Raw genomic sequence first — 14,962 nt, 5'->3', positions numbered from 1 at the left:
TCTTTTAACTATCCTTAAAAGAATGATATAATTATTTTAGCAAACTTTTTCAACTTCTAGAAATGTTTTACATCTTGATTTATCGCATACACAAGGGGGAGACAACATGCCGAATCGTCGTAATGTTTATTTGTTTTACAAGAAAAGCGAAGAACTTTTAGAGAAGATTCAATCGCTTCACCAATTAGCCGAAGAATATCAGTTTAATTTAGTGGACAACGCTCAGGAAGCAAATATTATTGTAGCTGTAGGTGGAGACGGCGCGTTCCTTCAAGCGGTACGCCAATCCGGCTTCCGTGACGATTGCTTATATGCAGGAATTTCAACGTCCAATGCCCCAAGTTTTTATTGTGACTTTCATATTGATGATACCGTGAAAATGGTAGAAGCGATGACAACCGAAAGCATAGAAGTAAGACGTTTTCCTATCATGGATGTAACAGTGAATAACTCCTATTCATTCTATTGCTTAAATGAATGCTCTATACGTTCTACTCTTATTAAAACATTTGAAATGGATGTCTACATTAATGACTTGCATTTTGAAACATTCCGTGGAGATGGAATGATTGTTGCTACACCAACAGGAAGCACCGCTTACAATAAATCGGTTAACGGAGCTGTTGTTGACCCGTTACTGCCGTGTATGCAAGTAAGTGAAATCGCTTCTTTAAATAATAATACGTACCGTACGTTAGGGTCTTCTTTTATCTTAAGCAACGTCCATACACTCAAGTTAAAACTACTAAATGAAGATAATCATTATCCAACCATTGGCATGGATAACGAAGCATCAGGTGTACGCCACGTCGAAGAGCTTTCTATCCGTTTAAGCGATCGCCAAATTAAGACCGTGAAATTGAAAGACAATTCCTTTTGGCGCCGAGTTCAACGTACATTTTTATAAGCATCTCACATTTGAATCATATGTATCAGGATGGTTAAAGCTATCTTTATCGGACACGAAGGCCGTCAGCCCGTGTCCTTTTTTATGTCATTTTCTATAGTTCATTATACAAAAAATGGGTTAATTCGTATCAAAACCCAATATAAGGGTAATATAAAAGAGTGGGGACAAGCCCCACTCTTTGTAGCCATTTTATATTCTGTTGTAAATTAGTAGTCGCTGCCACCAAGTTGTTGCTCAGCCATTTGAACTAAGCGCTTTGTAATCTCACCGCCAACTGAACCGTTAGCGCGAGCTGTTGTGTCTGCACCAAGGTTTACACCAAACTCAGATGCGATTTCATATTTCATTTGGTCAATCGCTTGTTGTACGCCAGGTACTACTAATTGATTGCTGTTATTGTTGTTTGCCATGTGTTTTCACCTCCTTGTGAGTATAGAGTGTGTAAAAACACATGGCTTCATACAGAAAAAACATGGTAGTTTTTTACATTTCAAAATAAATCTTCTTCAACAGAAGCTTTCTCACGTTTTCCTGCTAGTAATTCGATCGTTTCTGTCCCCTCAACCGCTTCTTCAATAAGCGCATCAAAGTCTACAAACTCTTCATAGCGCTGGACTTTATCCAATTTCGGTCTTGTTTTAGGTGCGGCCGGAGTAAAGATTGTACAGCAGTCTTCAAAAGGACGAATGGAAATATCATGGGTGTCAATTTCTTTCGCGATGTCAATAATTTCCGTTTTATCCATCGTAATTAGTGGACGAAGAATTGGTGTAGACGTTACATCATTAATAGCAAACATACTCTCTAACGTTTGACTTGCTACTTGCCCTAAACTTTCCCCTGTAACAATAGCTAATCCTTGATGGCGATGACGCAGACGATCTGTGATTTTCAGCATCATTCTTCTCGTTGACGTCATCGTATAATTTTCCGGTACTTGCTTTTGAATGGCTTGCTGAATGGCTGTGAATGGAACGATGTGCACTTTCACCTTACCACTGTAGTTCGTTAATTTTTGAGCTAAATCAATGACTTTTTGTTTGGAGCGCTCACTTGTAAATGGTGGGCTGTAAAAATGAACAGCTTCAATTTCAAGACCGCGCTTCATCGCTAAATACCCCGCTACAGGGCTATCAATCCCCCCAGACAACATGAGCATTGCTTTACCGCCTGTCCCAACAGGCAGCCCTCCTGCCCCAGGAACATTTAAGCTTGTAATGTATGTGGCATCTTCTCTTACTTCTACCCGTAAATTAATGTGAGGATTACGGACATCTACTGTAAAGTGCGTTGTATTTTTTAAAATATGGCTTCCAACCGCATAGTTAATCTCATTCGTGTCGAGCGCAAATTGTTTATACGCTCTTTTCGCTGTTACTTTAAAAGTCGCCTGTTCTTCATCATGCTCTTTCATAATTTCTAACGCCGCTTTTTTGATTTCTTCGATATCATTGTTCACTTTCACTGCTAAGCTGAAGCTTTGAATACCAAATACTTTTTGAAGCTCTACCATAATGGGCTTATGCGGCTCTCCGTTTAAACGGATATACATACGATCGCGGGTTTGTTCAATTAAAATCTTTGGATAATGACTCAATACGTTCTGAATGTTCCGCTTTAAACGATCGACAAACTTTTTTCTATTTTGACCTTTTGTAGAAATTTCGCCATAGCGAATTAAAATATATTCATACATCATGTGGAATCCCTCATTACTTTTCTCAATTGTTGAATAGATAATAAAATAGACTGAACAATATAGTCCACATCGTCTTTTATGTTCATATACGATAGACTTAAACGAATAGCTGCGTTCGCTTCATCTTCATTTCGTCCGATAGCCAGCAATGTTTTGCTCGGTTGTTTCTTTTTAGAGGAGCAAGCAGATGTCGTGGAAACGAAAATCCCTTTCTCTTCAAGACTGTGAAGAAGCACTTCCGCTTTAATTCCCTTTACCGTGAAGTTCAGAATATGTGGTGCGGCTTGCACCTTAGGTGTGTTAATCATGATTCCGGCTTCTTGTTGCAGCCCTTTTCTTAATGCTTCTTTCATACCGGCCATTGCTTGAATATTTGTTTCATATTGGTCCATTGCCATTCTTAGCGCTTTCGCCATTGAAACGGCTCCTGCTACGTTCTCCGTACCCGACCGAAACTGAAACTCTTGTGCCCCTCCGCTTAAAAGCGGCGAAAGTGTAATGCCTTCTTTTATATAAAGTGCTCCCGTACCTTTTAAACCGTGAAATTTATGTCCAGAAATGGTACATAAATGAACATTAGCCTTTTTTATATTTAACGGGACTTTTCCTGCTCCCTGCACATGATCGACATGGAAAATAATTCTTGGGTATTCTTTTAACATCTTGCCGATTTCTTCAATCGGCTGGATTGAGCCTATTTCATTATTCACATGTATGACGGAAACTAAAACCGTATCCGCTCTAATTGCAGATTGAATAGCTGATGGATCGATAAAACCATTTTCATCAACCGGAACATACGTCACCTCAAAACCAAATTGCTCCAATTGTCGAAACGGCTCATGAACTGCATCATGCTCAATCGTGGTGGTAATTATATGCTTTCCTCTCTGTTGATACTGCAAGGCAGCTCCTTTAATGGCCAGATTATTTCCTTCCGTTCCCCCTGAAGTAAATACCACTTCCTTCGATTGAACGCCCAATAATTCTGCCACCTGCTGCCGAGCTCTCGTTAACAAATTTTCCGCTTCTATTCCAAATTGATGAAGAGAAGAGGGGTTTCCATAATAACGAGCAGACACCTTTGAAAAGGAGTCAATTACCTCTTGATAAGGTGGCGTCGTTGCACTGTTATCCAAGTATATCATTGCCTAAACCTCCTTAGTGCGCACAGCTTGGCAAATATCAACTTATGTTATCACATTTAAGTCATTTTTTAAAACTGGACACACTAGAAAAAAAGCCCCGTTATGTGAACCCTTTGCCATGAAGGATTACGTAACGAGACTTTCTTTCATTTCTTTTTATCCTTTTGCAACAAGCGAACCTAAACGTTCTACCGCTCCTGGTTCTACTTGTTCAATTGCACTAGCAGCCTGCTGCAAGGCCGCATGATAGTCATATTTTCGGAACAGTTCTTCCGCTTCTTGAAGGGATTGTGCTACAAACGGATGACGGCTACGATATCGGTTCCCATATTGAATGACTTGTTCTACAAGGAACGCTTCGTGAAGCATCTCTTCCGTTTCTTTAAAAGTGAGTTGAACCGCCTCAATCGCTTGCTCCAGTAAATTATTAACCTTACTGATATTCAGCGGTTTTTCCTCTAACTTCCCCATTACCGCTTGAAGAGCATGTTTTGCTTCCTCTACACGCTCCTTGTACTCAATCGGTACGCCAGGCAAGTTTCCTTTTTGAATAAGGCGTTTAGCTTCCACTAATTGTTTGCGTAATTCATGAATTTTTTCTTTTGCCGCCAGCTCATCTTTACGTAATGTCTGTAAGATTTCAATATACGACTGCTGTTGGTCGTGCACATGCTGAAGGTGAATGGATACTTCATTCAATTCTTCTTGAATGACCGTATATGCAAGATTGTGCTCAACAATTTTATTAGCCACACTATAATACAGATTAGATAACCGTTTTAATTCTCGGTCTGTTTTATGGTAGGCAGCTAAGTCTTGTTCATTCAACTGATAGCTTTGCTGCACAAAAAGCGTTTCTTCTTTTAATTCTTTATTCTTATCTTGAAGCTGTTTGAGAAGAGACGAAATATGGCCCGATTCTTTATGAATCTCGTGATACGCATAGACTTCTTTTTCAAGAGCATCATAGAGCTGTTCAATCATGTCATTCACTTCTACCAATCGAAACTGTGCCTCTTCCACGTTTAAATCTTCTACTTGTTCAATAATCCATTTCAAGTCATCGGCCAACGTTTCCGCTGTTTCATTCACTTGTAAATGATCCAACACATAGCCTTGTTCACACATTTCCTCATACCCATCGGTCAGTTCCTCTAGTTGTGCTGGTAACGTCGTCTGACAATCTGTTAATATTTTCGGAATGACTTCCAAGTATTCATTAATGGTCGTTAAGTCTTGTTGAATTCCGAGTACAATATCACGCGCTTGAAGATAATTCCCATTGTCTGTTGCTTCTTCAAACACTGTGAATCGCTCTTTAATCTCTGACAAAGCTTGATCTAAATTTTCCTCTGCTTTGCCGTATGTATAACGATGAGCGAGCAATTTCTTTTTCACATCACGGTAAAATTGCTCAAGCGCCTCGCTATCATGACGATTGCTTTGTTCACTGCCAATTAGATTTTGAAGTTCATCCAAAATTTTCTGGATATTCCCCTTAATCTCATCTAGGGATTCTTGAATATGAATCACCAATTGCTTCGCCTTTTTAAAGCGATACTTATCTGCTGCTTCTTCTGTTTCAAACAGAAGCTCATCAATTTTAGGCAGCTCGGCTGTTACAATGTCATCCCATTGCTCTCTCCATCGCTCAAACAACTCTTCTGTTTCCCCTGTCATGTTCAGTTCTTTCACTTTCGAAATCTCTTCTGCGACAGGCATGTGCATCAATTCCATTTTCATCGCTTCTAATCGATCTACGTCTTTATATATTTGCTTTCTGGAATAAAATCCATAAATAATCAATCCAACTACTAAAATAATAAGCGCGATTGTGAGTTCCATAGTAAGCTCCCTTACACTCCCTGTCCCATAAAACTGTTCCGTTTTTTTAGGTGATTCAAAAATTGGAAAAAGCGAGAACTTCGACAGCAGACTGTCTCTTCTTAGGCGAACACGAAAAGCATACAACCTGCTTTCTAAGACTGCGCTTTTGTGAACTTCCCAGCTCTTTTCATCCTGTTTTTTAAACACATACTTTTATGTAAAAGCGGCTATAAAAAGCCGGTTAAAAAATTTTTCGTCAATGTTTTTATGATACCATGTTCAGCAAGGTTTTTGAGAAAAATTTTCGTTTTTTTATATAAAATATTGGCAGTTTCTTGCATATTTCTTATAAAATTGGCATAACGCATTTTATTACATATTTACAGGAGGTTATAAACGTGAAAATTGACGGCCATATTCATACACCATTTTGCCCACACGGTTCCAGCGACTCACTTGAGCAATACATCGAACAAGCCATCCAATCTGGTTTCAAACAAATTTCATTTACAGAACACGCTCCGCTTCCAGCAGGATTTACCGACCCCACTCCACTGCAAGACAGCGCCATTCAACTGGCCGACCTAGAGCGATATTTATTAGCCGTTCAAACCGTAAAAGAGACCTATAAAAAGGAATTGACGATTCAGGTTGGTCTCGAAGTGGATTATATTGAAGGGTATGAAAAAGAAACCACCGCCTTTTTGAAGGAATACGGCCCTCATCTAGACGATAGTCTTTTATCCGTACACTTTATTAAAAAGGGAGAAACGTATTATTGCTTAGACTATAGTGAAGACGTATTTGCAGAAATGATTGAGGATTTTGGAACGGTTGAAGCAGTATACAAGGCTTACTTCAATACAGTTCTAGCTTCAATTGAATGCGATTTGGGATCTTATAAACCAAAAAGGATTGGTCATATTACGTTAGTCCATAAATTCCAGCGAAAATTCCCATGCTCCGTCGATTTCCGACCTGATATTATTCATCTGTTAAACCGCATGAGCCATTTTAATCTAGAGTTAGACTATAATGCGGCTGGATTATTTAAACCACTTTGTCAGGAGGTCTATCCACCGCAATGGGTAGCAGAAGAAGCGAAAAAGAAAAAAATCCCTCTCATTTATGGGTCAGATGCCCATCGTGCGACGGATTTAGGACAAGGGTTTTCGGAACTTTTTAAAGGCTGATGTATAGCGAATCAGGTGCTGTACAAATAATTTCTGTTACCCATTTTTCTACCTCTTTTGTATACTGTTTAATAAAATAAGGTTCATGGGGCAACACATACAAGACTTCTGACAAATACTGAGAGTGCAAATAAGGCGTCGTCAGCATCCCTTTTAACTGCATGATAATATATGGACTATTTAAGCGCCTAAATTCCTTTTGCCGCACCCCTTTTTCAAGAAGGTCGGTTAAAATATACTTTTCTTTAGCCAAGTAGGTTGTCATGATTTCCCGAATAAACATGGTATCAAGAGAAACTTGGCGGTATACCACTCGCGCTACATGCCTATGTTCATGCTGATACTCCATGATAGATCGAACTACATGAATTAAACATTGTTTCGGTGACTGATGTTTGAAGGTCACAGCGATTTGTTCGAGTAATTCAATATAGCCTTCAAAAAAGGAAGTCACTAAATGTTCCAGCAATCCTTCTTTACTGTCAAAATAGTAGGAGATATTCGCAACATTCACATTAGCTTTTTTGGCAATTTCTCTTACAGAAGTCCCATCAAAACCTTTTGTATTGAACAACAACACCGCAGCATCTATTACTTTTTCTTTTGTTTTTGATTTCACAGCCATTTTAGACACACCTTTCCATTGAGTTCCTCTCTGACATCAATCTATTAAGATAATGGATGACAAAGAGATCCTTCTTGCTTGGGACGGTATAAACGGAGCAACTATGACTTAGTGAAAAACAGAAAAATTGAAAAAATAGACTTAGTATGACAAAATTAGTCATTAGTCCATCAACTTACTATACAAATTCTTTTTTGACCCTTTTCTTCCCTTCTTAATTCTCTCGACAAAGTTGGGAAAGAAGTGACTTATTTTGCTAAAATTAACATTTTTCCATAAAAAACGGAGGGATTTCTTATGTTTCATGTCGAAAATTATAGCCATTCAAAAGAAAAAAATTACGAACTTGTCATTAAACAACTACAAGCATTACTTACTGGTGAAACAAACCCAATCGCTAACTTAGCGAACGCTTCTGCTTTACTTAATCAATTTTTAACGGACATTAACTGGGTAGGATTTTATACAGCAGAAGAGAATGAACTCGTATTAGGTCCATTCCAAGGGTTACCAGCTTGTGTACGAATCCCTTATGGAAAAGGCGTTTGTGGAACAGCTGCTCAAAATCGCACGACAGAACGTATAGCTGATGTTCATCAATTCCCTGGGCATATTGCTTGTGATGCAGCGTCTCAATCTGAAATTGTAATCCCGATGATTAAAGACGGCGAGCTTATCGGAGTATTGGATATCGACAGTCCGATTAAAGATCGTTTTGATGAGATTGACCAGCAATACCTTGAAAAATTTGTTGAAACACTTGTTACTTTTTTATAAGTAAAAAGGGTGGTTAATAAGGACGATTCCCGCCCTTATTAACCACCCTTTTCTTATTCGTTTTCTCTCTAAAAGAGAACTATTGTGCTTTAAATAAATCTTCACTTTGAATGACCACTTGATTTTTGCCAAAACGTTTTGCTTTATATAAAGCTTCGTCGGCACGGTTAAACAGCCGTTGAACAGAATCTTCCACATCCCTTTCCCAAAAGGAGACGCCGCATGAAATGGTCGTTTTTGGATTGGTAAACTCTTCTACTTTTTGAACAAGCCGTTCAGCAATTTGAGCTCCAATATCCAATGGAACGGAAGGCAGATAAACAGCAAGTTCTTCTCCACCCCATCTCGCTCCAATATCATTGTCTCGAATATGATTTCTCATAATCTGGGCAATTTGAATAATAATTTGGTCCCCAATTTGATGACCATACGTATCGTTGACCTTTTTAAAATTATCAATATCAATTAAAAGAAACGTACCAAACTCATCCGTATCCATCGACCGCTGAATTTGCTCATCCAAATAGTTACGGGAGTAAAGCTTTGTCAAATAATCCGTTACAACAAGCTTTTCCAACTCTTCACGAAGCATAGAGTTCGTAAATGCGAGAGTCGAATGATGCACAAGTGATTGAAGTAATTTAAAATTGTCAAAGGAAAAGAAATAGGCTTTCTCATGAAGAACAATCGTTGCACCTTTAATTTCTCCTCCCTGCATCATAGGCACTGCCATAATGGATTGAAATTGAGAAAGCTCTTCCCCAAAGCTTGTAGATGCTTCATTAATAAAAAGAGAATCTTTTTCTTTCGCCATTTCTCCATATACGAGCTGGACATATTTTTCAGCATCTGAAGATGAAAAGAAGTCTGTACTCCCAGGTAATTTTTTGAAATTGTGTTCGTCGGCAAATAATACAAATCCTACTTCGCTGGCGCCAAACGATTTGCGAATTTGCTTGGACATAAATCCGATAGTATCAGCTAAGCGCAAACTGGAATTAAGGCGGTGTGATGTTTCGTTAATGAGCTTTAAGTCTTCAATCAACTTTCTTGATTGATGATATAACTGAGCATTTTCTAAAGCACTGCCTGCCGTATTGGCCAATAATGAAATAAACTTCACTTCTTCTTTTCGAAGAAACACCGTATCACGCGCAATCACTTGTAAAATTCCATATATCCCTTGCTTTCCATTCAATGGAGCGTATAGCACGAAGCGATCTTCCGCTTCATTTTTATCGATTTGAACAGACCCTGTCACGTAAGACTCCATGGCTGTCATACTGACATTGTCCCCATCGTATTTTAAATACTTAATCGGTAAATGCTCATGACTTCCATAATCATGTGAAAGCAACAAATAATACTCAAACGTAGGATATACTTCTTTCAGCGTCTGAATGACTTCCACCAATACGTCATTCATGTCCATTGATGAATGGAATTTAGTTGTCACACGATACAGTTGTTCATATCGTTTTTGCTGGATGGAATTTTGTTCATAGCCATAAGCAAAATTCAATAAACGCACACATTCAATTCCCAATGCTGAAAAGAAGGAAAGCGTTTTTTCTTCCCCATCATTTACCTTTATATACAAACACCCCGTCCTTTCCTCATCCATGATTAAAGGAACGGCTGTAATATCTTTATCCTGCTTCGGTTCTTGGTTCAGACAACTACATGTTTCTGTGTGGCTGCACCCTAAAATATTTAAAAAATCGGAAAAATCCTGTTTGTCTCCTTCGGTTGTACATGAAAAAAACTCTTGTTGCTTCTGATCGCTATTCCAGCCTTTAAGAAGAAAGGCAACTTCCTTCACGTGTAAAAGACTGCAAATGACCTGAGCCATCTCTCCTGCCACCTTTTTCACAGGAAAGCTTGTATTATTTTTAGTTAAAAGATTAAAAAATTCAGCTTTTATCAGGTCTAACTGGTGTTTTTCTACACTAATCATTTAAAATCACCCACGATATTTAATAACCGTACTTTATTGCCTAATATTTCTATTATATATGAATTCTCCACCATTTTCCTATTAAAAAATTATTAAAATTATATTTAGCCAAAATGAAGGGTTGTTAAAACATTCTTGACATGAGGTTATAAAAATCATATAATGTTTTTTGTGTGAAATATGCAGCTTATACAAACTTCTTTATGTTCTCATTTTATTCCTCTTATTTGAGAGGTGTATCGTGTAACTCTCTGCTGCTAGAGCGAGGATACATGAAAATAAAATGACCATATCGTAAGAGTGTGTCTGTTTTTGTTTCATACGAAATAAAAACATAAGGAGGAGTCATAATGGCTCGTTATACTGGTCCAAGTTGGAAATTATCTCGTCGTCTAGGCATTTCATTAAGCGGTACAGGTAAGGAATTAGAAAAGCGTCCTTACGCTCCAGGCCCACACGGTCCTGGTCAACGCAAAAAATTATCTGAGTACGGTTTACAATTACAAGAGAAGCAAAAATTACGCCACATGTATGGTGTAAATGAGCGTCAATTCCGTACAATCTTCGCTGCTGCTGGTAAAATGACTGGTAAGCACGGTGAAAACTTCATGATTCTTTTAGAAGCTCGCCTTGATAACTTAGTATACCGTATGGGTCTTGCTCGCACTCGTCGTGGAGCTCGCCAATTAGTTAACCACGGTCATATTTTAGTTGATGGCAAGCGCGTAGATATCGCATCTTACCGCGTAAAACCAGGTCAAGTAATCTCTGTTCGCGAAAAATCTCGCAACATCGCTTCAATTAAAGAAGCTATCGAAGTAAACAACTTCGTACCTGACTATTTAACATTTGATGCTGAGAAATTAGAAGCTACATTCACTCGTTTACCTGAGCGTTCTGAATTAGCTGCTGAGATCAACGAAGCATTAATCGTAGAGTTCTACTCTCGTTAATAAAAAAAATCCTGCTCTTTGGCGCAGGATTTTTTTTTATTATGGACGAAGTTTTTCTGTTATATTGAAATTTCCCCATATGACTTAAACAGTTAATAATAAAGAAAAAGGCCTTTCTATCAAAGCTCGTCATAAAACAATTTTTGATAAAAGGACCTTTTCAAAAATAGAATTGTGGGGCCTGCCCTTTAGGCCCCACAATTCTATTTTTAATATTTGATTAAGTAGTATTTCTTCTTCCCTCGTCTAATCACCGTAAATTGACCTTCAATGCGATCTTCTGCTGTGATCATTTTATCTAGCTCTTGGACGCGTTCACCATTAATATAAATTGCCCCACTCGAAATATCTTCGCGAGCTTGGCGCTTAGACGGAGAAATTTTGCTGTTTACGAGAAGATCGATTAATGCGATTTCTTCTCCTTTATGCTCATAAGAAGGAACATCTTTAAATCCTTGCTTAATTTCTTCGGCTGTTAGTTCAGCAATGCTACCGCTAAATAATGCTGCTGAAATTTTAATCGCTTGGTTTAATGACTCTTCTCCATGCACAAGCTTTGTCATTTCTGCTGCTAGCGCTTTTTGAGCTGCGCGTTTCTCAGGTGCTTCGACCGTTTGTTTTTCCAGCTCGATAATTTCTTCATGAGATAAGAAAGTAAAGTATTTTAAGTATTTCACAACATCTCGGTCATCTGTGTTAATCCAGAACTGGTAAAACTCATATGGTGATGTTTTTTCCGGATCCAGCCAAATTGCTCCGCCTTCTGTTTTACCGAATTTTGTTCCATCAGCTTTTGTCACAAGTGGGACTGTTAAACCGAAAGCTTTTGCGTTTTCTTCAGTTTTGCGAATTAATTCCATTCCGGCTGTAATATTTCCCCATTGGTCACTACCACCAATTTGAAGTTTGCAATCATAGTTTTGGTATAGATTCAAAAAGTCATATGATTGTAAGATCATGTAGCTGAACTCTGTGAATGAAATACCAGTGTCAATACGGGATTGAACCGAATCTTTCGCCAGCATGTAGTTAATACCGAAATTTTTTCCGATATCACGTAAAAACGTAATGACGTCTAAAGATCCAATCCAATCATAGTTGTTCGCAATTGTTGCTGGATTCTCGTCACGCTCAAAGTCTAAGAAACGGGAAAGCTGGTCTTTAATACGCTGACTGAAGAACGCGACCGTTTCTTTTTCATTTAACGTACGCTCTGCTTTCTTTCCGCTCGGATCACCAATTAAACCCGTGCCTCCACCAACAAGAGCAATCGGTTGGTGGCCTGCTTGTTGAAAACGACGTAAAATTAAAACTGGAAGCATATGACCAATATGAAGACTGTCTGCAGTCGGGTCAAATCCACAATAAAGTTTGACACTTTCCTTTTGCAGCAGTTCTCGTAATCCCTCTTCATCCGTTTGTTGATTAATTAACCCTCTAAATTGCAAATCCTGTAAAATATCCATAAAACCTACTCCTTTTTAGACAAAATAAAAAATCGCCCCTAAAACAAGGGACGATGAGTATCGCGGTACCACCCTAGTTGAAGTTTCCATGAAACTCCCGCTCAAAAAGACATAACGGTCAAACCGTCTTTTGCTACTGAACCGTTTTTTCGATTGTTCACAAAAGATGCTCACGGATGTACTTCGTCCATTATTTATGTACTGGTTCTCACCACCACCAGCTCTCTATAACAGTGAAATAACGACTACTTATTCCGATCAATGCGCTTATCATATTTAGTATTTATTATGGTCCGTAAATAAAGAGTCCATACAGTATGTATTATGAAACATTTTGCATTCAAATTCAAGTAGTACAATCGATATAAATGATTTGAATATACAAAAAGTGGTGATACCCATCTATTCAAGGTTGGATATCACCTGATACGAAAAGCTTATTCCCCCATGAGCCATTCACTTTCCCACCTAAAAGAACTCGACCGAAAACATCCTCCCATTGAATGAGTGGTTTTCTTGCCAAGTTCTTTTAAACTAAGAAAGATTAACGTAACTATATGCGTCAGTCTAACACTTCACCATAACCAAAGAGCGGTCGTACCGAAGAATTAAAACAAACCTTATCAATTACTTCATTTTATCTTTAATCTTCCATTGTTGATAAGTCGCCTGCCGGTAAGTTAAGTTCCCAAGCTTTTAATACACGTCGCATAATTTTACCGCTTCTTGTTTTCGGTAATTTATCACGAAACTCGATTTCTCTTGGTGCTGCATGTGCAGCCAAACCTTTTTTAACAAATTGTCGAATCTCTTCAATTAACTCGTCTGACGGAGAATATCCATCGCGAAGCGCCACGAACGCTTTAATAATTTCTCCACGAACTGGGTCAGGCTTTCCAATTACCCCTGCTTCAGCTACCGCCGGATGCTCCACAAGCTTACTTTCCACTTCAAACGGCCCTACCCGTTCCCCCGATGTCATAATAACATCATCAATACGTCCTTGGAACCAAACATATCCATCTTCGTCCATATAAGCAGAATCCCCTGATACATACCAATCACCAGCAAGGAAATACGATTGATACTTTTCTTCATTGTTCCAAATCGCTCTCATCATGGAAGGCCACCCTTTTTTAATCGCTAAGTTCCCCATCCGGTAAGGAGGCAACTCATTGCCTTGATCATCGACAATGGCGGCTTGTACACCTGGAATTGGTTTCCCCATCGAACCAGGCTTAATCTCCATACAAGGATAGTTGCAAATGAGCTGCCCTCCTGTTTCTGTCATCCACCACGTATCATGAATGCGATTGTTGAACACTTTCATCCCCCATCTGACCACTTCAGGATTTAACGGTTCACCTACGCTTAATACGTGACGAAGGGCACTTAAATCATATTTTTTGACCAATTCATCACCAGCACCCATTAACATACGAAAAGCAGTCGGAGCACTGTACCATACGCTTATACCGTAATCTTCTAAAGCTTGATACCAAGACTCAGGACTAAACCGTCCTCCAATAATCACATTAGATGCGCCCACTAACCAAGGACCAAAAATTCCATAAGAAGTGCCTGTTACCCAACCCGGATCAGCTGTACACCAATAGATGTCTTCCTCTTTCAAATCCAGCACCCATTTTGCTGTTTGATAATGCTGTACCATCGCATTATGGACATGAAGAACACCTTTCGGTTTGCCGGTTGACCCTGACGTATAGTGAAGAATCAGTCCATCTTCGCGATCTACCCATTCAATCTCCAACTCTTTACTCGCTGAGGCCAACCGCTTGTTAAAATCAAGATAAACTCCTTCTTCTTTCACATCGTCACTAACCAGTAAAATATGCTTTAAAGCAGGCAACTCATCGACTGGAACACGGTGAAGCAATTCTGGTGTCGTCACAAGTACTTTTGCTGAACTATCCTCAAGACGGTCTTTTACCGCTCCTTCCATAAAAGCTTCAAACAAAGGCCCTACAATTGCTCCTAACTTAATCGCGCCGAGCACGGTAAAATATAATTCTGGTGAACGAGGCATGAAGATAAATACTCGATCACCTTTTTCGACCTCGGCATCTTTTAATACATTGGCTGCTTTATTCGAAAAATCTTTCATTTCTTTATACGTGTATTTTTCATCACGATAACCATCACGATAGTAGAGGGCCACCTTATTTTTACGGTAAGATGCAGCATGACGATCAATCGCTTCATACGCTACATTCACTTTCCCTGTTTCGTACCATGAAAATTGTTTTTCAGTTTCCTCCCAATTGAAGGATTGATATGTTGTTGTATAGTTCTCTAAGTTGTTATCCCCTTTAGTTACAGCAAGCGCTTCCAGTTTCATCCCAAAATCCCCCTTGCTTATGTATATTTTTTACAAACTTTATTATAA

The 14,962-nt window shown here is 38.8% G+C and carries 12 protein-coding genes and 1 other annotated feature; of the genes, 4 read left to right on the top strand and 8 right to left on the bottom strand.

The genetic code is table 11. The features are described 5' to 3' along the window. Window positions 1-106 precede the first annotated feature (106 nt). Complete coding sequence (locus ACXAEO_RS01775) at window positions 107-907, top strand: NAD kinase (RefSeq protein ID WP_474877224.1); 801 nt, start codon at window positions 107-109, stop codon at window positions 905-907. Between the two features lie 209 nt (window positions 908-1,116). On the opposite strand, the gene ACXAEO_RS01770 is transcribed toward ACXAEO_RS01775, so the two are convergent. The 4 genes from ACXAEO_RS01770 to ezrA all read right to left on the bottom strand — a co-directional run bounded on the left by ACXAEO_RS01770 (window position 1,117) and on the right by ezrA (window position 5,602). Further along, entirely contained in the window at window positions 1,117-1,320 is a 204-nt protein-coding gene (locus ACXAEO_RS01770; protein WP_474877220.1) for a small, acid-soluble spore protein, alpha/beta type, read from the bottom strand. An 80-nt stretch (window positions 1,321-1,400) separates the two neighbouring features. Then, window positions 1,401-2,609 carry a tRNA uracil 4-sulfurtransferase ThiI gene (gene thiI / locus ACXAEO_RS01765; RefSeq protein WP_474877216.1) on the bottom strand — a complete coding sequence of 403 codons (1,209 nt, stop codon included), beginning with the start codon at window positions 2,607-2,609 and terminating at the stop codon, window positions 1,401-1,403. Then, window positions 2,606-3,757 carry a cysteine desulfurase family protein gene (locus tag ACXAEO_RS01760; protein WP_474877214.1) on the bottom strand — a complete coding sequence of 384 codons (1,152 nt, stop codon included), beginning with the start codon at window positions 3,755-3,757 and terminating at the stop codon, window positions 2,606-2,608. The genes thiI and ACXAEO_RS01760 overlap by 4 nt, the downstream gene beginning before the upstream one ends. Before the next feature lie 156 nt (window positions 3,758-3,913). After that, window positions 3,914-5,602 (bottom strand): septation ring formation regulator EzrA, encoded by a 1,689-nt coding sequence (ezrA, locus tag ACXAEO_RS01755; RefSeq protein ID WP_474877211.1) that lies wholly within the window; start codon window positions 5,600-5,602, stop codon window positions 3,914-3,916. 380 nt (window positions 5,603-5,982) lie between these two features. Between ezrA and hisJ the strand changes: the two genes are divergently transcribed. Next, window positions 5,983-6,777, top strand: coding sequence for a histidinol-phosphatase HisJ (gene hisJ / locus ACXAEO_RS01750; protein WP_474877209.1), 795 nt, complete (start codon window positions 5,983-5,985; stop codon window positions 6,775-6,777). On the opposite strand, the gene refZ is transcribed toward hisJ, so the two are convergent. Further along, the gene (refZ, locus tag ACXAEO_RS01745) at window positions 6,767-7,402 is read right to left on the bottom strand and encodes a forespore capture DNA-binding protein RefZ (RefSeq protein WP_474877207.1); all 636 of its coding nucleotides are present in this window, start codon (window positions 7,400-7,402) and stop codon (window positions 6,767-6,769) included. The two genes, hisJ and refZ, sit on opposite strands and share 11 nt — an antisense overlap. A 297-nt stretch (window positions 7,403-7,699) precedes the next feature. On the opposite strand from refZ, the gene ACXAEO_RS01740 reads away from it, so the two are divergent. Then, a complete protein-coding gene (locus ACXAEO_RS01740; RefSeq protein WP_474877204.1) occupies window positions 7,700-8,179 on the top strand; it encodes a GAF domain-containing protein in 480 nt (159 codons plus the stop codon). Window positions 8,180-8,258: 79 nt separating this feature from the next. Here ACXAEO_RS01740 and ACXAEO_RS01735 read toward each other — a convergent pair whose 3' ends face one another. Beyond that, entirely contained in the window at window positions 8,259-10,136 is a 1,878-nt protein-coding gene (locus ACXAEO_RS01735) for a sensor domain-containing diguanylate cyclase (protein ID WP_474877202.1), read from the bottom strand. Between the two features lie 350 nt (window positions 10,137-10,486). Between ACXAEO_RS01735 and rpsD the strand changes: the two genes are divergently transcribed. Continuing rightward, window positions 10,487-11,089 carry a 30S ribosomal protein S4 gene (gene rpsD / locus ACXAEO_RS01730; protein ID WP_474877199.1) on the top strand — a complete coding sequence of 201 codons (603 nt, stop codon included), beginning with the start codon at window positions 10,487-10,489 and terminating at the stop codon, window positions 11,087-11,089. Between the two features lie 209 nt (window positions 11,090-11,298). Here the strand turns inward: rpsD and tyrS are convergent, their stop codons facing one another. Together tyrS and acsA are read right to left on the bottom strand one after the other, a co-directional pair. Then, window positions 11,299-12,555: a tyrosine--tRNA ligase gene (tyrS, locus tag ACXAEO_RS01725; protein WP_474877196.1), complete on the bottom strand. Its 1,257-nt coding sequence runs from the start codon at window positions 12,553-12,555 to the stop codon at window positions 11,299-11,301. A 43-nt stretch (window positions 12,556-12,598) separates the two neighbouring features. Then, window positions 12,599-12,826 (bottom strand) — a binding site (T-box leader). Window positions 12,827-13,198: 372 nt separating this feature from the next. Further along, window positions 13,199-14,914 carry an acetate--CoA ligase gene (gene acsA / locus ACXAEO_RS01720; RefSeq protein WP_474877194.1) on the bottom strand — a complete coding sequence of 572 codons (1,716 nt, stop codon included), beginning with the start codon at window positions 14,912-14,914 and terminating at the stop codon, window positions 13,199-13,201. Window positions 14,915-14,962: the final 48 nt, after the last annotated feature.

Source organism: Bacillus sp. ABA4_010 (genome assembly GCF_056159105.1).
Note: the sequence above shows the minus strand (reverse complement) of the source record. Positions and strands in the feature narration are given on the sequence as shown.